Raw genomic sequence first — 16,633 nt, 5'->3', positions numbered from 1 at the left:
CTCAATAAATACGATTTTTATACCGCCACGGGCGGCAACGAACGAGTAGCAATACGATGAGTCTGAACCTGGTAAGTGAACATTTGCTAGCAGCGAACGGCCTGAGCCATCAGGACCTGTTCTCCATTCTTGGTCAACTGACCGAACGCCGTCTCGACTACGGCGATCTCTATTTCCAGTCGAGCTATCACGAATCCTGGGTTTTAGAAGACAGCATCATCAAAGATGGTTCTTATAACATTGACCAGGGCGTCGGCGTGCGCGCCGTCAGCGGTGAGAAAACCGGTTTTGCCTATGCCGACCAGATTAGCCTGGCTGCGCTGGAGCAAAGTGCGCAGGCTGCGCGTACCATTGTGCGTGATACTGGCGATGGCCGTGTGAAAACCCTCGGTGAAGTGTCGCACTCTGCGCTATATACCAGTATCGATCCGCTGCAAAGCATGAGCCGCGAAGAGAAGCTGGATATTTTGCGCCGCGTGGACAAAGTGGCGCGTGCTGCAGATAAACGCGTTCAGGAAGTCTCTGCCAGCCTGAGCGGTGTTTATGAACTGATTCTGGTGGCGGCAACGGACGGTACGCTGGCCGCCGATGTGCGTCCGCTGGTGCGTCTTTCCATCAGCGTGCAGGTTGATGACAACGGTAAACGCGAGCGAGGCTCCAGCGGCGGCGGCGGTCGTTTCGGCTATGACTGGTTCCTGGGCGATGTAGATGGCGAAGCGCGCGCTGACGCGTGGGCAAAAGAAGCCGTGCGTATGGCGCTGGTGAATCTTAATGCTGTTGCGGCTCCCGCCGGGACATTCCCGGTGGTGCTGGGCGCAGGCTGGCCGGGCGTGCTGCTGCACGAAGCGGTGGGCCACGGTCTGGAAGGCGACTTTAACCGTCGCGGGACATCCGTGTTCAGCGGTCAGATTGGACAGCTCGTCTCCTCTGAGCTGTGCACCGTGGTGGATGATGGCACTATGCCTGACCGTCGCGGTTCGGTGGCTATCGATGATGAAGGTACGCCAGGCCAGTACAATGTGCTGATTGAAAACGGCGTGCTGAAAGGTTACATGCAGGACAAACTCAACGCGCGCCTGATGGGTGTCGCGCCAACGGGTAATGGCCGTCGTGAATCTTACGCGCACCTGCCAATGCCGCGCATGACCAATACTTACATGTTGCCGGGCAAATCCACGCCGCAGGAGATTATCGAGTCTGTAGATTACGGTATCTTTGCGCCAAACTTTGGCGGCGGCCAGGTGGACATCACCTCCGGTAAATTTGTCTTCTCTACCTCAGAAGCGTATCTGATTGAGAAGGGAAAAGTGACCAAAGCGGTAAAAGGTGCGACCCTGATTGGTTCCGGTATCGAAGCCATGCAGCAGATCTCGATGGTCGGTAACGATCTGAAGCTGGACAACGGCGTGGGCGTCTGCGGTAAAGAGGGCCAGAGCCTGCCGGTTGGCGTCGGCCAGCCAACGCTGAAAGTGGACAACCTGACGGTAGGCGGCACAGCCTGACCTGATCCTGCATAAAAAATGGCGCTACTGATGTAGCGCCTTTTTTTAACGTAAGTTACCCAGCGGTATCTCCGGATCCGGCTCGTGTGTGATGCGGTTACGCAAGTCACGACGAATAATTTCGATCGACCAGAACCAGACCAGATGGCCTACGATCTCTGAAACGTGTTCATACCACGGCAGCTCAAACAGCGGTGGCGTCAGCCCCATCAGCGGGAAGGAGATCATATGCACAAAGAGCTGAGCTAACGCACCCGCCAGCAAACCCTGCCAGAGTTTAATTTTCGGGAAGACTTCAGCCACGACACAATAGCCAACAGCGAAGACGATTGAGAAAATAATATGCGTCACGCCAACCCAGTTAAATATATGTCCGGCAAATGTATAAACCGCCGCGTTAGGATCAGCTACGCCCAGCCAGTCGCGTAAAAATACATAGGGAGGGTTTAAAAAATTACGAGAACAGTCAATCTGGCTAGCGGCTCTTATTAATTGCTCAGGCCCGCATGCGCCGGTGAATAAATCGGTGGGGCTGCGTGGCGGAAGCGGCACCTCGGCTCCCCATTTGACAAACGCGGAGACAATCCCTGCAATTAAACCAATGAACGCGGCGAGTCCATAGCGCCTGCGTGAAGGCGGAGTTTGTTCAAATAAATTCATTTCTTTTCCTTGTTTAACGTCATCCTGCGGAATACATTTTATTATTCATATCAGCAACAAATTAATAACAGTCTGACGAGCAGACTGCATATAAAGTAATGGGGTGGCGGCAGTAGTGTCAATTCTCTATTCCTGATAGTGGCGAAGGAATATTCCTGAATCAACAAGGGATTCATCCTGGAAATATTCATTGCCTCTATGCGTTCAGAAATAAATTGATTATTCCTTTCTTCTTCCCCGCATCCCCTGAAACAGTTCTGCCACGTCCACAAAATAGTCGGTCAGATAGTTGATACACACCTGCACTTTGAGCGGCAGCTTGTCCTTTTCGGTATACAGGGCGTAGACCGGGCGCGGATCGGATTGATAGCGAGGGAAAAGGATCTCCAGCACGCCGCTGTTGATCTCATTGATCACCCACATCAACGGTACGTAGGCGATCCCGGCCCCGGCTACCAGCCAGCGCGAAATGGTCATCGGATCGTTAGTGACAAACCTCCCCTCCGGCAGCAGTTTGGTGGAGATCCCTTCCGGGGCAATCAGCTCGAATTCATTGTCGGGCCGCACGCTGTACTCCAGCCAGGAGTGATTGGTGAGATCCGCGGGTTTCTCCGGAACGCCGTACTGCGCAAGATAGCTTTTCGAGGCGCAGACAACCATCGGCATGCTGCCCAGTCGACGCGAGAAGAGGCTGGAATCCTGCAACGCCCCCACGCGGATCACCACGTCCAGACCATCGGCGATCAGATCCGGCGCCGGGATACCTGTCACCAGATTGACGGTAAGCCCGGGGTACTCCTTCAGCATATCCGCGGTCATGGCAGCGAGTACATTTTGTGCCATAGTTGAAGAACACCCTATACGGAGTGTGCCGATCGGGGTGTTGTTAAAGGCGTAGAGCTGTTCATGGACGTCCTGCACTTCGTGCATCATGCGTCGGCAGCCCTGATAGTAAATTTTACCCGCCTCCGTCAGCCCAATGCTGCGGGTACTGCGGTTGAGCAGCTTGACCTGTAACTCATCTTCCAGTTTAGAGACCGTCTGGCTAATGGATGAGACGCTCATCTGAAGCTGACGTGCCGCGGCGGTAAACGAACCCAGTTCAACCACTTTGGCGAAGACCGACATGCGTTTTAAACGTTCCATTGTTCACTCTGGCTTAAAAGTGATTTAGATCACATATTATAGATAACAGCATAACAGTTACGTTAATATATTATTAATTACATAACGGCTGCGCCATTCTCGCCCGACGTTTCTTGCTCTCCCGCGATGGCGTGCGCTAAAAAATTCTGAAGCCTGCACTCTCTCTTATCAAGGTCAACATGAGTCTGTTTCCCGTTATCGTGGTGTTCGGTCTGTCGTTCCCACCGATATTTTTCGAGCTACTTTTATCACTGGCGATCTTCTGGCTGGTGCGCAAGGTGCTGGTCCCTACCGGGATTTACGATTTCGTCTGGCACCCTGCATTGTTCAATACCGCGCTGTATTGCTGCCTGTTTTACCTGATATCGCGCATGTTTGTCTGAGGTTGATGTGAAAACGCTAACAAGAAAAATCTCCCGCACTGCCATCACGATGGCGCTGGTTATCCTCGCCTTCATCGCTATTTTTCGTGCCTGGGTCTATTACACCGAATCACCGTGGACGCGTGATGCGCGCTTCAGCGCTGATGTCGTGGCCATCGCCCCCGATGTGGCTGGCCTAATCACGGCGGTGAATGTTCACGATAACCAGCTGGTGAAAAAAGATCAGGTTCTGTTCACCATCGACCAGCCTCGTTACCAGAAGGCGCTGGAAGAAGCGGAAGCAGATGTCGCCTATTACCAGGCGCTGGCATCGGAAAAACGCCGTGAGGCAGGCCGCCGTAACCAGTTGGGCGTTCAGGCCATGTCCCGTGAAGAGATAGACCAGTCTAACAACGTGCTGCAAACCGTGCTGCATCAGCTGGCGAAAGCGCAAGCCACGCGCGATCTCGCTAAGCTCGATCTGGAGCGCACCGTGATCCGCGCGCCATCCGACGGCTGGGTCACTAACCTCAATGTCTATGCCGGGGAGTTTATTACCCGTGGCTCCACTGCCGTGGCGCTGGTTAAACAGAACTCCTTCTACGTGCTCGCCTATATGGAAGAGACCAAGCTGGAAGGCGTGCGTCCGGGTTATCGTGCGGAAATCACGCCGCTGGGCAGTAACCGCGTCTTCAAAGGTACCGTCGACAGTGTCGCTGCAGGGGTGACCAACTCCAGCAGCTCTAACGATACCAAAGGAATGGCGACGGTGGATTCCAACCTGGAATGGGTGCGTCTGGCGCAGCGTGTGCCGGTACGTATTCACCTTGATGAACAGCAGGGCAACCTGTGGCCAGCGGGGACCACGGCGACGGTGGTGATCACCGGTGAAAAAGATCGGGATGCCAGCCAGGACTCCTTCTTCCGTAAAATTGCCCATCGCCTGCGCGAGTTTGGTTAATCGCCATGGGTATCTTTTCCATCGCCAGCCAGCACATTCGCTTCGCCGTGAAGCTGGCCTGTGCCATTGTGCTGGCGCTGTTTGTTGGCTTTCACTTCCAGCTTGAAACCCCTCGCTGGGCGGTCCTGACGGCTGCAATAGTTGCGGCGGGTCCTGCCTTTGCCGCGGGCGGGGAACCCTATTCTGGCGCGATCCGCTATCGTGGGATGCTGCGTATCATCGGGACGTTTATCGGCTGTTTCGCGGCACTCACCATTATTATTCTGATGATCCGCACGCCATTGCTGATGCTGATGGTGTGCTGTATCTGGGCGGGTTTCTGCACCTGGATTTCGTCTCTGGTGAAAGTGGAAAACTCCTACGCCTGGGGGCTGGCGGGTTATACCGCGCTGATTATTATCATCACCATTCAGTCTGAACCTTTGCTCGCGCCGCAGTTTGCCGTGGAGCGCTGCAGCGAGATTGTGATCGGTATTGTGAGTGCGATTGTCGCTGACCTGCTTTTCTCTCCACGCTCCATCAAACAGGAAGTCGACCGTGAACTTGACGCGCTGATCGTTGCCCAGTACCAGCTGATGCAGCTGTGCATTAAGCATGGCGACAGTGAAGAGGTGGATAACGCCTGGAGCGGGCTGGTTCGCCGGACGCAGGCGCTGGAGGGGATGCGTAGCAACCTCAACATGGAGTCCTCGCGCTGGGCCCGTGCGAACCGCCGCCTGAAAGCCCTCAATACTGTCTCCCTGACGCTGATTACCCAGGCGTGCGAAACGTATCTCATCCAGAACACCCGTCCGGAAGCGGTCACCGATACGTTCCGTGAGCTGTTTTCCGAGCCGGTGGAAACCGTGCAGGACGTGCATAAACAGCTTAAGCGTATGCGTCGGGTGATCGCCTGGACCGGGGAGCGCGACACGCCGGTGACCATCTACACCTGGGTCGGGGCCGCGACGCGCTATCTGCTGCTGAAACGTGGCGTGATCGGCAACACCAAAATTAGCGCGGCGGAAGAAGAGGTCCTCCAGGGTGAAGTGGTCATCAAGGCCGAATCTGCCGAACGTCACCACGCGATGGTCAACTTCTGGCGTACCACGCTTGCCTGTATGCTCGGTACGCTGTTCTGGTTGTGGACAGGCTGGACGTCTGGCAGCGGCGCGATGGTGATGATTGCCGTTGTGACCGCACTGGCGATGCGTCTGCCTAACCCGCGTATGGTTGCCGTTGATTTCCTCTACGGTACCATTGCCGCCCTGCCGATAGGGGCGCTCTATTTCCTGGTCATCATCCCGTCGACGCAACAAAGCATGTTGCTGCTCTGTATTAGCCTGGCGGTGATGGCGTTCTTTATCGGCATTGAAGTGCAAAAGCGTCGCCTGGGATCGCTAGGGGCGCTGGCGAGTACGATTAACATCATCGTGCTCGATAACCCGATGACTTTCCATTTCAGCCAATTCCTCGACAGCGCGCTGGGCCAGCTGGTGGGCTGTTTCCTGGCGATGATGGTCATTCTGCTGGTGCGAGATAACTCACAGGCGCGGACGGGGCGTGTGTTATTGAATCAGTTTGTTTCTGCCGCCGTGTCGTCGATGACCACCAATACGGCGCGTCGTAAAGAGAACCACCTCCCGGCGCTCTATCAGCAGCTGTTTTTACTGCTGAACAAGTTTCCGGGCGACATCGCGAAGTTCCGCCTGGCGTTAACCATGATTATCGCGCACCAGCGTCTGCGCAGTGCACCGGTGCCGATCAACGACGATCTCTCCGCCTGGCACCGTCAGCTGCGTCGTACCGCGGACCATGTGCTTTCCGCCAGCAGTGATGACAAACGTCGCCGTTACTTTACGCAGCTGCTTGAAGAGCTCGATATCTATCAGGAAAAGCTTAAGCACTGGGATGCACCGCTTCAGGTCACCGAACCGGTAGGGCGGCTGGCGCTGATGCTGCGTCGCTATCAAAATGCCCTCACCGATAACTGACTGAAGTAAAAAAACCGACGCCAAAAGCGTCGGTTTTTTTGTGGCTATACTTATTCCAGCACGTTCTTACATTCAGAAAGGGAGGACACATGACGACCCAGGCGCTTCAGGACAATACCCTTTTTCAGACCGGCTATCTGGTTAACGGCCTCTGGAAACCGCTGGATACGACGTTTGATGTGCTTAACCCGGCTACCGGGGAAGTCATCGCCCGCGTCGCGAAAGCCGGCAAAGCAGAGACCGAAGCAGCAATTGCTGCCGCCACCCAGGCTTTCCCTGCATGGCGCGCCAAAACCGCGAAAGAGCGTTCGGCCATTCTTTACCGCTGGTACGAACTGATTATTGAGAATAAAAGCTGGCTCGGACGGCTAATGACCACCGAACAGGGTAAGCCCCTGAAAGAAGCGGAAGGTGAAGTGGAGTACGCCGCCAGCTTTATCCAGTGGTTTGCCGAAGAGGCCAAGCGTGCGAACGGTGAAATTATTCCGCCGATCAAACCCGGCTCGCGCATTCTGGCGACCCGTGAACCGATAGGTGTTGTCGCGGCTATCACGCCGTGGAACTTCCCGATGGCGATGCTCACCCGCAAGTTAGGCCCGGCGCTGGCAGCCGGATGCACCGGGGTAATCAAACCGGCCAATAACACGCCGCTCAGCGCTTTTGCGCTGCTGACGCTGGCAAAACAGGCCGGCGTACCGGATGGGGTACTCAACGCAGTCGCCGGGAATACGCACGAAATCAGCGACGCGATTATGGCCAGCCGGGACGTGCGAAAAATCTCCTTCACCGGCTCGACATCGGTTGGCAAAACGCTGGTGCGTAACGCCGCAGAAACCATGAAAAAAGTCTCGATGGAGCTGGGGGGAAATGCTCCGTACATCGTCTTTGAGGATGCAGACATCGACGCGGCTGTGAAAGGCGCGATCGCCAATAAGTTTCGCAATGCCGGGCAGGTCTGCGTCAGCGTGAACCGCTTCTATATTCAGGAAACCGTCTACGACAAATTCGTGAATAAACTCGCTGATGCGGTGAAGGCGCTGAAGGTGGGAAATGGTCTTGAGGACGGCGTCGTCGTCGGGCCGTTGATTGAAGGTGCAGCGGTCGACAAGGTACGTGAACATGTTGACGACGCTGTTGCGCGTGGCGCGACCGTGCTGGCGGGCGGTAAACCTCATTCCCTTGGCGGCAATTTCTGGATGCCAACCGTACTGGGGGACTGTCATGAAGGGATGAAGCTGGCAGAAGAGGAGACGTTTGGCCCGGTCGCGGCGTGCTTCCGTTTCACTTCAGAAGATGAAGTCATCCAGCGTGCCAACAACACGCCTTATGGTCTGGCGGCGTACTTCTATACACAGAATCTCTCGCGGGTCTTCCGCGTTTCACAGGCAATTGAAAGCGGAATGATTGGGATTAACGAGTGCGCCGTCTCCACAGAGCTGGGGCCCTTTGGCGGCGTGAAAGAATCCGGCCTGGGGCGTGAGGGATCGGTGCTGGGGCTGGAAGAGTATCTGGAAGTTAAAACCCTGCATATCGGGGGATTATAATAGATGGAGCGGCATCTGCCGCTCGCCTGGACTGGTGGCTGGTAATGAAAACCTATACCTTTGATTTTGATGAGATAGACAGTCAGGAAGACTTCTACCGGGAATTTACACGGGTGTTTGATCTTGAACAACAAAGCGTGACGAACCTGGATACGCTGTGGGATGTGGTAACCGGCAGTCTGTTGCCGCTACCGCTGGAAATAGAGTTTATCCATCTGCCCGATAAGCTGCGCAGACGTTTCGGGGCGCTGATATTACTGTTCGATGAAGCGGAAGAAGAGCTGGAAGGACAACTGCGTTTCAATGCTCGCCACTGAGCAAGCCATAAAAAAGCCCCTGACCATCAGGCCAGGGGCAAGTCGTATGATGAGATACGACGAGGGTTTATTTATACAGTTCTGCCGTGGCATGCCAGTGGTCACCCTGATTCAGTTCGGTGACGCGATAGCTGCTGGCGCCTGCTTTTTCAGCTTTGGCGGCAAGTTCCTGACGGATATCCATCGGTGAGCCGGTGACCGACGTGACGGATACGCTGCCCATACGCTGCAGATTTTGTGCCTGGTCGGCATTCACTTGCTGTACGGCTGCGCTTGCGCCGAAAGAGAGAACGGATGCCAGACCGAGGGTTGCGATGATCAATTTGGTTTTCATAGTCTTTACTCCTGGAAAAGGTTTTTTGCTCAACGGCGAGAAGGGTTGAACCGCTATTTTTATGCCTGGTGCCGTTGAGTGGAGAATTACATCTTCAGTGATAACTAAAACTTATTTGTACAGCTCTGCGGTTGCGTGCCAGTGGTCACCGGAACGCGCTTCGATGATGCGATAAGATGATGCACCTTTTTCTTCCGCTTTTTTGTTCAGCATTTCATGCATGTCCATTGGCGACGTGCCGACTGCACCGACCGAAACCGTACCGATTGCCTCACGGGATTGTGCCTGGTCAGCATTAATAGCGTCAGCCGCGAAAGCACCGAAGGACAGGACAGACAGGACGCTCAGCGCCGCTACAGTAGTTTTGATTTTCATGATTCTTACCTCGTCGAATTTTTTAGTGGGGTCTTGTTTCGTGACCCTCATCACAAAATCAAGTATACACTAATAACGGTAAAAATTAATACCAGACTAATGGTTTCCTGCGTTATTACGTGTTAAACACACCGTTTTTTATAACCAAAATGCATAATATTGAGTGATTTTTGAGCTTTAAGTGTGTTTAAATCTAAGAAAATCATATGGATATCTGCTTTTGATTTTTTGTGCGATTTTTTGATTTATCATTCACCAGATGAATGTTAATAGGCGGTAAAAAGCACTATTTGTTAAAACCAGAGGCAGTGGAATGCAGGGGAAAACGAGGCTGGAGCAGGATGTTCCCCGTAGCAGCGCTACGGGGAGAGAGGATTACAGTTCCTGTTCGAACAGAACCAGAATCGCTTCGTGGAGATCTTTTACGGAGAAACCGCTGGCCGGGGTGGTAAAAATGGTGTCGTCGCCTGCGATGGTACCCAGGATGCCCTCCGTTTTACCTAACGAGTCCAGCATGCGGGCAATCAGCTGTGCGGCACCAGGGCTTGTGTGGATCACCACCACGGCGTCGTTATAGTCGATATCCAGAACCAGATTTTTGAGGGGGCTGGAAGTGGTCGGCACGCCAAGTTCAGCCGGCAGGCAATAGACCATCTCCATCTTCGCGTTACGGGTACGTACCGCGCCAAACTTCGTTAACATGCGGGAGACTTTCGACTGATTGATGTTATCGAAACCTTGTTCCTGCAGCGCCTGAACAATTTCTCCCTGAGAACTGAATTTCTCTTCTTTGAGTAGCGCTTTAAACGCCTTTACTAATTCTTCTTGCTTAGACGAGCTTCGCATAAGTCACCCGGAATATGACGAAAGAAACAACATTATTATGCATGTGGATGAATTTTTATGCAAATTATCTACTCAGCGCAAGGCTGAAATAATGTTATGAAAGGGAGTGATTTTATCAGATTTCGTTATCAGAAAACATGCCTAGGTCACGCCACGCAAATAAGCTTAAAAGTAAATTAAATGTTATCAAAATGATGTTGTTTTGGTGGCGGGGCAGGGTGTATTGTAACCCCCTCTTAATGCGTTGCCTTCTGTCGTCAGATAGCCTTCTGATGGGAGATAAAGACGCGTGACCTCAAATTCTTTAGCTTCGAAAATTGTAATTAAAGACTTGCTGAATTAAGGTCGCGGCAACGGATTTACAGATACTTAAGTTAACCATAATAAGGAGTTTAGGATGAAAGTCGCAGTCCTCGGCGCTGCTGGTGGTATCGGCCAGGCGCTTGCCCTACTACTGAAAACCCAACTGCCTTCAGGCTCAGAACTCTCCCTGTACGATATTGCTCCGGTAACCCCAGGTGTGGCGGTTGACCTGAGCCACATCCCGACAGCTGTAAAAATCAAAGGCTTCTCCGGTGAAGATGCACGTCCTGCACTGCAGGGTGCTGATGTGGTGCTGATTTCTGCAGGCGTGGCGCGTAAGCCAGGCATGGATCGTTCAGATCTGTTCAACGTCAACGCGGGCATCGTGAAAAACCTGGTGCAGCAGATCGCTGAAGTCTGCCCGAAAGCGTGCATCGGCATCATCACTAACCCAGTGAACACCACCGTCGCTATCGCGGCAGAAGTGCTGAAGAAAGCAGGTGTTTACGATAAAAACAAACTGTTCGGCGTGACCACGCTGGATATCATCCGTTCCAACACCTTTGTTGCTGAGCTGAAAGGCAAACAGCCAACAGAAGTGGAAGTGCCTGTCATTGGCGGTCACTCTGGTGTCACCATTCTGCCTCTGCTGTCGCAGATCCCAGGCGTGAGCTTTACCGAGCAGGAAGTGGCTGACCTGACCAAACGTATCCAGAACGCGGGCACCGAAGTGGTGGAAGCGAAGGCGGGTGGCGGTTCTGCAACGCTGTCTATGGGCCAGGCGGCGGCACGTTTCGGTCTGTCACTGGTTCGCGCTCTGCAGGGCGAAAAAGGCGTTGTTGAATGCGCTTACGTTGAAGGCGATGGCGAACATGCCCGCTTCTTCTCTCAGCCGCTGCTGCTGGGTAAAAATGGTATTGAAGAACGTAAGTCTATCGGTACGCTGAGCGCGTTTGAGCAAAACGCGATGGAAGGCATGCTGGATACGCTGAAGAAAGATATCACGCTGGGCGAAGAGTTCGTTAATAAGTAAAACGAGCCAACTGCCGTAGGGCGGGTAAGCGTTAGCGCCACCCGGCAAAAAAAAACCGAAGCACTGACTGGCTTCGGTTTTTTTATGGCTGTCAGTTTGTTGCCGGATATTCCTGAACCGTCACATGCAGCGTCAGTTTTTTATCGTTACGCATGACTTCAACAGGGATGATCGAACCCGGACGAATTTCTGCCACCTGGTCCATCGTCTCCAGGGCAGAGACGGCCGGTGTGCCGTTAACCGAGACAATGACATCATTCACCTGAATCCCCGCGTTAGCCGCCGGACCGCCAGGCGATACCTCGTTGACCACAATGCCCTGAATCTGATCGATACCGCCGCCCTGGGTATGCATCGGTGCAATTTCGCGCCCGCCAATGCCGATATAGCCGCGGATGACGCGCCCGTCGCGAATCAGCTTATCCATAATCTTGGTCGCCAGCTGGAAGGGAATAGCAAAGCCGATCCCCTCCGGCGTCTCGCCGTCGTTGCTCTTATCGAACGAGAGGGTATTGATGCCCATCAGTTCGCCCAGCGAGTTAACCAGCGCGCCACCCGAGTTACCGTGGTTGATTGACGCATCGGTTTGCAGGAAATTCTGCCGCCCTGACGGGTTAAGGCCAATTCGACCGGTTGCGCTGATAATCCCCTGCGTGATCGTCTGGCCGAGGTTGTAAGGGTTACCAATAGCCAGGACCACGTCGCCAATGTGTGGCGTGCGTTTGCGGTTAATCGGAATGACCGGCAAACCCCCGGTGGCATTGATTTTGAGCACGGCAAGGTCGGTCAGGCTGTCAGAACCCACCAGCAATGCTTCAAACACGCGGCCATCCTGCAGGGCAACGATGATTTGGTCGGCATCGTTGATCACATGTTTGTTGGTAATAATGTAGCCGCGCTCGTCCATAATCACCCCGGAGCCCAGCGTGCGGATCTCAAGCTGGTTATGGGCCGAGCTATTGAGGCCGCGGTTATAAACGTTAACCACGGCAGGGGCGGCACGGCGAACGGCCGTGTTATAGGTTGCTGGCGTTTCATCCGCGCTGTCGAACTGGGGAGCGGACAGTTTATTGAACTGACGCAAAGACGGCATCGCCAGCAGCAGCAGGCCAGCGACAATCAAACCGATAACAATGGAACGTAAGAGCTTTGAAAGCATGATGCGCGTGTCGTGATAAAAGGAACGATTTGCAGCATAACATGAGTTATCCGGACATCACACGCAGCGGTGATGTCCGGGATAGCAAATGCTTAGCGCAACAGAATGTAGATGGACTCATTGCCGCGCATCACCTGCAGGGCAATGACCGCCGGCTTGCTCTCCAGCACTTTGCGAAGTTCAGCGATGGATTGCACGCGATTACGGTTTACGCCAATGATGACGTCTTCCTGATGCAATCCGGCCTGCGCGGCAGGGCTGCTCTTCTCAACGGTGTCGATGCGAATGCCTTTCGTACCGTCTTTCAGTTGCCCGTCGCTCAACGTTGCCCCTTGCAGCGCAGGGGCGATAAGCTCCGCGCTGGCCGATGACGAGGTACTCTTATCCAGCGTCACTTCGACGTTCAACGGCTTACCGTCACGGATCAGACCGAGTTTCACCTTCGCACCGGGCTCAGTCGTGGCAATACGCGAGCGCAATTCAGCAAAGCTGCTCAATGGCTTATCGTTGAGGCTGACGATTACATCGCCTGATTTGATGCCTGCTTTTGCCGAGCCGGAGTTTGGCAGCACTTCACTGACAAAAGCACCACGCTGCACGTTAATATTGAACGCTTTCGCAATATCCGCACTCATCTCCATGCCTTTGATACCCAACAGCCCGCGTTTGACTTCGCCAAACTGGATAAGCTGCTGTGCCAGCGTTTTGGCCATATTGCTCGGGATAGCAAAGCCGATCCCGATACTGCCGCCGCCCGGCGCCAGTATCGCTGTGTTAATCCCAATCAGCTCACCGTTAAGGTTGAGCAACGCCCCGCCGGAGTTCCCGCGGTTGATCGAGGCATCGGTCTGGATAAAGTTTTCCAGACCTTCCAGATTCAGGCCGCTACGCCCCAGCGCAGAGATAATGCCGGAGGTGGCGGTTTGTCCTAAACCAAAGGGGTTGCCCACGGCAACGGCAAAATCACCGACGCGGAGTTTGTCGGAATCCGCAATGGCAATCTGGGTCAGGTTGCTCGGGTTTTGTACCTGCAGCAGTGCGATGTCACTCTGGTCATCGCCGCCAATCAGTTTGGCGTCAAATTCGCGACCATCGTTCAGCTGTACGCTGATTTTATCGGCCTGGCTGATGACATGATTGTTGGTCAGGATATAGCCTTTGGCCGCATCAATAATGACGCCGGAACCCAGACCTTCAAAGGGTTGTGCCTGCTGGTCAGGGCCCTCATCGCCAAAATATTTTTTCAGTTCTTCCGGTACGCGCTGGCTTTGTACTGCCGTGCCTTCAACCTGCACGCTGACAACCGCAGGCAACACTTTTTCCAGCATCGGCGCGAGGCTTGGAATGGCTGCTTGTCCCGGCACCTGTGAGGGCAACGCCGCACTGGCAGGGAAGGACGCCGAGAGGGATAACCCGACACTTAACGCTAAAGCGCTCAACAGCTGGTTTTTTTTCTTCATTGATGCTGACTCTCGTATCCTGGAATGAAAGAAGAACGGCCCAAAATCATAATGATGTTATTGAATTTTATACCGCTGAACAATGAGGCGTTTGACTAAATAATAGCTGGGGACGGGAAGAAAGGACGGGCGCAAGGGATGCGCCCGTAAAATATATTCAGGTTGTGCGATTAATCGCGTTTTGCGCCACCGCGTAGCAGACCGGATGCGCCGTCAGAATAGTCACGAGGCATCTGAACCGGAGCCTGATCGTTACCGGCCTCCGAGTCTGCCAGACGGTTGCGGAACGGGTTCGTTTCCGCGGTCATTTCCGGCAGCAGGCTGCTGGAGCTCTTCGCCATATGCTGATACAGCTGACGGTAGTCGGTTGCCATATTGTCCAGCAGCTCAGCGCTACGGGCAAAGTGGCTAACCAGCTCTTCGCGATACTCTTCCAGCTCTGCTTTGTTCTTTTCCAGTTCGTACTGCAGTGACTGCTGCTGACGCAATTTGCGGTTACCGAAACGCATGGCCACAGCACCGATCACGATGCCGACGACTAAACCGATTAGCGCATATTCCCAGGTCATGAACTTCTCCCGTTGTCTTGTTGTTCCGTAGGGTGTTGGCTCGGCTCCTGCCTGTGCCTGATAATGCCACTATAACCGCTATTTCCGCAGAAGTGGAATCCTGACGTATCATCGCGTAGTGTAGAACGGCCTTTTTTTCATCAGTCACGCCTGCTGGTGAGCGTTAATTGAAGGAATAACAATAAGATTATGCAAAACCTGTCCCCTGCGTCGCGATATCAACAGGCCCTTAACGAGGGCACGCACCAACCAGATGATGTTCAACGTGAGGCGGTAAACCGCCTGGAGATGATTTATCAGGAACTCACGGCAAAACCCGCTGACGTTGATCAGAGCAGTGGGCTAAAAGCGGCATTTGGACGATTGCTCGGTAAAAAAACGCCACAGACTCAGGCTCCGGTGCGTGGTTTATATATGTGGGGCGGGGTCGGGCGCGGAAAAACCTGGCTGATGGACCTGTTCTATCTCAGCCTGCCTGGCGCACGTAAGCAGCGTCTGCACTTTCACCGTTTTATGCTGCGGGTGCATGAGGAACTGACCGCGCTGCAGGGCAAAAGCGATCCGCTGGAGATTGTGGCCGACAGATTCAAGGCGGAAACAGACGTGCTCTGCTTCGATGAGTTTTTTGTGTCTGACATCACCGACGCCATGCTGCTAGGCGGCCTGATGAAAGCCCTGTTCGCCCGAGGGATCACGCTGGTGGCGACTTCGAATATTCCGCCCGACGAGCTCTATCGCAACGGCCTGCAACGGGCGCGCTTCTTGCCCGCTATTGATGCTATTAAGCAACACTGCGACATCATGAACGTGGATGCCGGGGTGGATTACCGGTTACGCACGCTGACCCAGGCCCATTTGTGGCTTTCGCCGCTCAATGCGGAGACTACCCGCGAGATGGATAAACTGTGGCTGGCGCTGGCGGGCACAAAACGTGAACATGCACCGACGCTGGAGATAAACCATCGCCCGCTGCCAACGCTCGGCGTCGAAAACCAAACGCTGGCGGTCTCCTTTACGACGCTCTGCGTGGATGCCCGTAGTCAGCACGACTACATTGCGCTTTCGCGTCTCTTCCACACCGTGATGGTACTGGATGTGCCGGTGATGACGAAACTGATGGAAAGTGAAGCGCGACGCTTCATTGCCCTGGTGGACGAGTTTTATGAGCGCCACGTTAAGCTGGTGGTCAGCGCCGAGGTACCTTTATATAAGATCTACCAGGGCGAGCGCCTTAAGTTTGAGTTCCAGCGCTGCCTGTCGCGGCTGCAGGAGATGCAGAGCGAGGAATACCTGAAGCGGGAGCATATGCCATAAATGCCACCCTCTCCCGTGGAGAGGGGCTGGGGGTGAGGTAAATGCTCCTCTCTCCCTGTGGGAGAGGGGCCGGGGGTGAGGGCACCAGACCGCACAATACTTAACCCCCGAAAAACCCATTCCAAATCACATTTAAGGGTCGATCTTTGACCTCAACTTCTCTATAATCTTGCGACCCCACGTTACGAGAAGGTTTTTTTCCCGAAACTTTCTATGTGTCGGCATGTGCTATTCGAAGGGGTAGGTTTGCCGGACTTTGTCGTGTGAACCTCAACTGACTAAACGTTTGGGTGTTCACCAACGTGTAACTTATTATTTGGGTAAGCTTTTAATGAAAACTTTTACAGCTAAACCAGAAACCGTACAGCGCGACTGGTATGTTGTTGACGCGACCGGTAAAACTCTGGGCCGTCTGGCTACTGAACTGGCTCGTCGCCTGCGCGGTAAGCATAAAGCGGAATACACTCCGCACGTTGATACCGGTGATTACATCATCGTTCTGAACGCTGATAAAGTTGCTGTAACCGGCAACAAGCGTACTGACAAAATGTACTACCACCACACCGGCCACATCGGTGGTATCAAAGAAGCGACCTTTGAAGAGATGATTGCTCGCCGTCCTGAGCGTGTGATTGAAATCGCGGTTAAAGGCATGCTGCCAAAAGGCCCGCTGGGTCGTGCTATGTTCCGTAAACTGAAAGTTTACGCAGGCAACGAGCACAACCACGCGGCACAGCAACCGCAAGTTCTTGACATCTAATCGGGATTATAGGCA

17 protein-coding genes are annotated in these 16,633 nt (G+C 53.9%); 9 read left to right on the top strand and 8 right to left on the bottom strand.

The window, feature by feature from the left end; genetic code table 11:
- Window positions 1-56 precede the first annotated feature (56 nt).
- Entirely contained in the window at window positions 57-1,502 is a 1,446-nt protein-coding gene (tldD, locus tag ACMGGM_RS11025) for a metalloprotease TldD (protein ID WP_023331419.1), read from the top strand.
- Between the two features lie 45 nt (window positions 1,503-1,547).
- Here the strand turns inward: tldD and ACMGGM_RS11020 are convergent, their stop codons facing one another.
- Window positions 1,548-2,162 carry a YagU family protein gene (locus ACMGGM_RS11020; protein WP_032639752.1) on the bottom strand — a complete coding sequence of 205 codons (615 nt, stop codon included), beginning with the start codon at window positions 2,160-2,162 and terminating at the stop codon, window positions 1,548-1,550.
- 219 nt (window positions 2,163-2,381) lie between these two features.
- Window positions 2,382-3,308, bottom strand: a complete 927-nt coding sequence (gene aaeR, locus ACMGGM_RS11015; protein WP_045134756.1) for an HTH-type transcriptional activator AaeR — start codon at window positions 3,306-3,308, stop codon at window positions 2,382-2,384.
- 179 nt (window positions 3,309-3,487) lie between these two features.
- Here aaeR and aaeX point away from each other — a divergent pair, with 179 nt between their 5' ends.
- The 5 genes from aaeX (at window position 3,488) to ACMGGM_RS10990 (ending at window position 8,465) form a co-directional block, all read left to right on the top strand.
- Window positions 3,488-3,691, top strand: a complete 204-nt coding sequence (gene aaeX, locus ACMGGM_RS11010) for a p-hydroxybenzoic acid efflux pump operon protein AaeX (RefSeq protein ID WP_003860416.1) — start codon at window positions 3,488-3,490, stop codon at window positions 3,689-3,691.
- Between the two features lie 7 nt (window positions 3,692-3,698).
- Window positions 3,699-4,631, top strand: a complete 933-nt coding sequence (aaeA, locus tag ACMGGM_RS11005; RefSeq protein WP_014885428.1) for a p-hydroxybenzoic acid efflux pump subunit AaeA — start codon at window positions 3,699-3,701, stop codon at window positions 4,629-4,631.
- Between the two features lie 5 nt (window positions 4,632-4,636).
- On the top strand, window positions 4,637-6,604 hold the full coding sequence (aaeB, locus tag ACMGGM_RS11000; protein WP_059372550.1) for a p-hydroxybenzoic acid efflux pump subunit AaeB: 1,968 nt from the start codon (window positions 4,637-4,639) through the stop codon (window positions 6,602-6,604).
- A gap of 89 nt (window positions 6,605-6,693) precedes the next feature.
- A complete protein-coding gene (locus ACMGGM_RS10995) occupies window positions 6,694-8,148 on the top strand; it encodes an NAD-dependent succinate-semialdehyde dehydrogenase (RefSeq protein ID WP_014885426.1) in 1,455 nt (484 codons plus the stop codon).
- 44 nt (window positions 8,149-8,192) lie between these two features.
- The gene (locus tag ACMGGM_RS10990) at window positions 8,193-8,465 is read left to right on the top strand and encodes a barstar family protein (RefSeq protein WP_045281399.1); all 273 of its coding nucleotides are present in this window, start codon (window positions 8,193-8,195) and stop codon (window positions 8,463-8,465) included.
- Between the two features lie 67 nt (window positions 8,466-8,532).
- Here the strand turns inward: ACMGGM_RS10990 and yhcN (ACMGGM_RS10985) are convergent, their stop codons facing one another.
- The 3 genes from yhcN (ACMGGM_RS10985) to argR all read right to left on the bottom strand — a co-directional run bounded on the left by yhcN (ACMGGM_RS10985) (window position 8,533) and on the right by argR (window position 10,020).
- Complete coding sequence (yhcN, locus tag ACMGGM_RS10985) at window positions 8,533-8,799, bottom strand: peroxide/acid stress response protein YhcN (protein WP_014885424.1); 267 nt, start codon at window positions 8,797-8,799, stop codon at window positions 8,533-8,535.
- A gap of 111 nt (window positions 8,800-8,910) precedes the next feature.
- Entirely contained in the window at window positions 8,911-9,174 is a 264-nt protein-coding gene (gene yhcN / locus ACMGGM_RS10980) for a peroxide/acid stress response protein YhcN (protein WP_014885423.1), read from the bottom strand.
- 375 nt (window positions 9,175-9,549) lie between these two features.
- On the bottom strand, window positions 9,550-10,020 hold the full coding sequence (gene argR / locus ACMGGM_RS10975; protein WP_008502836.1) for a transcriptional regulator ArgR: 471 nt from the start codon (window positions 10,018-10,020) through the stop codon (window positions 9,550-9,552).
- Between the two features lie 397 nt (window positions 10,021-10,417).
- Between argR and mdh the strand changes: the two genes are divergently transcribed.
- The gene (mdh, locus tag ACMGGM_RS10970; RefSeq protein WP_014885422.1) at window positions 10,418-11,356 is read left to right on the top strand and encodes a malate dehydrogenase; all 939 of its coding nucleotides are present in this window, start codon (window positions 10,418-10,420) and stop codon (window positions 11,354-11,356) included.
- Window positions 11,357-11,447: 91 nt separating this feature from the next.
- On the opposite strand, the gene degS is transcribed toward mdh, so the two are convergent.
- From degS to zapG, 3 genes are all read right to left on the bottom strand, one after another.
- Entirely contained in the window at window positions 11,448-12,515 is a 1,068-nt protein-coding gene (gene degS / locus ACMGGM_RS10965) for an outer membrane-stress sensor serine endopeptidase DegS (protein WP_014885421.1), read from the bottom strand.
- 92 nt (window positions 12,516-12,607) lie between these two features.
- The gene (gene degQ, locus ACMGGM_RS10960) at window positions 12,608-13,975 is read right to left on the bottom strand and encodes a serine endoprotease DegQ (RefSeq protein ID WP_023331415.1); all 1,368 of its coding nucleotides are present in this window, start codon (window positions 13,973-13,975) and stop codon (window positions 12,608-12,610) included.
- A 170-nt stretch (window positions 13,976-14,145) separates the two neighbouring features.
- On the bottom strand, window positions 14,146-14,544 hold the full coding sequence (gene zapG, locus ACMGGM_RS10955) for a Z-ring associated protein ZapG (protein ID WP_010436126.1): 399 nt from the start codon (window positions 14,542-14,544) through the stop codon (window positions 14,146-14,148).
- Window positions 14,545-14,733: 189 nt separating this feature from the next.
- On the opposite strand from zapG, the gene zapE reads away from it, so the two are divergent.
- Complete coding sequence (gene zapE / locus ACMGGM_RS10950; protein ID WP_023331414.1) at window positions 14,734-15,858, top strand: cell division protein ZapE; 1,125 nt, start codon at window positions 14,734-14,736, stop codon at window positions 15,856-15,858.
- Window positions 15,859-16,189: 331 nt separating this feature from the next.
- Window positions 16,190-16,618 carry a 50S ribosomal protein L13 gene (gene rplM / locus ACMGGM_RS10945; protein ID WP_003860434.1) on the top strand — a complete coding sequence of 143 codons (429 nt, stop codon included), beginning with the start codon at window positions 16,190-16,192 and terminating at the stop codon, window positions 16,616-16,618.
- Window positions 16,619-16,633: the final 15 nt, after the last annotated feature.

This window comes from Enterobacter sp. BNK-14 (assembly GCF_047456095.1).
In the GTDB taxonomy this organism is placed as follows: Bacteria; Pseudomonadota; Gammaproteobacteria; order Enterobacterales; family Enterobacteriaceae; genus Enterobacter; species Enterobacter kobei.
The sequence above is the reverse complement of the archived record's forward strand: the minus strand, read 5'-3'. Positions and strand labels throughout refer to the sequence as shown.

What these genes read in the sequence shown, in the direction of transcription:
- yhcN (WP_014885423.1), bottom strand. Translation starts at nt 9,174, where the DNA reads ATGAAAATCAAAACTACTGTAGCGGCGCTGAGCGTCCTGTCTGTCCTG.
- degS (WP_014885421.1), bottom strand. Translation starts at nt 12,515, where the DNA reads ATGCTTTCAAAGCTCTTACGTTCCATTGTTATCGGTTTGATTGTCGCT.
- aaeX (WP_003860416.1), top strand. Translation starts at nt 3,488, where the DNA reads ATGAGTCTGTTTCCCGTTATCGTGGTGTTCGGTCTGTCGTTCCCACCG.
- rplM (WP_003860434.1), top strand. Translation starts at nt 16,190, where the DNA reads ATGAAAACTTTTACAGCTAAACCAGAAACCGTACAGCGCGACTGGTAT.
- ACMGGM_RS10995 (WP_014885426.1), top strand. Translation starts at nt 6,694, where the DNA reads ATGACGACCCAGGCGCTTCAGGACAATACCCTTTTTCAGACCGGCTAT.
- zapE (WP_023331414.1), top strand. Translation starts at nt 14,734, where the DNA reads ATGCAAAACCTGTCCCCTGCGTCGCGATATCAACAGGCCCTTAACGAG.
- zapG (WP_010436126.1), bottom strand. Translation starts at nt 14,544, where the DNA reads ATGACCTGGGAATATGCGCTAATCGGTTTAGTCGTCGGCATCGTGATC.
- ACMGGM_RS10990 (WP_045281399.1), top strand. Translation starts at nt 8,193, where the DNA reads ATGAAAACCTATACCTTTGATTTTGATGAGATAGACAGTCAGGAAGAC.
- mdh (WP_014885422.1), top strand. Translation starts at nt 10,418, where the DNA reads ATGAAAGTCGCAGTCCTCGGCGCTGCTGGTGGTATCGGCCAGGCGCTT.
- yhcN (WP_014885424.1), bottom strand. Translation starts at nt 8,799, where the DNA reads ATGAAAACCAAATTGATCATCGCAACCCTCGGTCTGGCATCCGTTCTC.
- degQ (WP_023331415.1), bottom strand. Translation starts at nt 13,975, where the DNA reads ATGAAGAAAAAAAACCAGCTGTTGAGCGCTTTAGCGTTAAGTGTCGGG.
- tldD (WP_023331419.1), top strand. Translation starts at nt 57, where the DNA reads ATGAGTCTGAACCTGGTAAGTGAACATTTGCTAGCAGCGAACGGCCTG.
- aaeB (WP_059372550.1), top strand. Translation starts at nt 4,637, where the DNA reads ATGGGTATCTTTTCCATCGCCAGCCAGCACATTCGCTTCGCCGTGAAG.
- argR (WP_008502836.1), bottom strand. Translation starts at nt 10,020, where the DNA reads ATGCGAAGCTCGTCTAAGCAAGAAGAATTAGTAAAGGCGTTTAAAGCG.
- aaeR (WP_045134756.1), bottom strand. Translation starts at nt 3,308, where the DNA reads ATGGAACGTTTAAAACGCATGTCGGTCTTCGCCAAAGTGGTTGAACTG.
- ACMGGM_RS11020 (WP_032639752.1), bottom strand. Translation starts at nt 2,162, where the DNA reads ATGAATTTATTTGAACAAACTCCGCCTTCACGCAGGCGCTATGGACTC.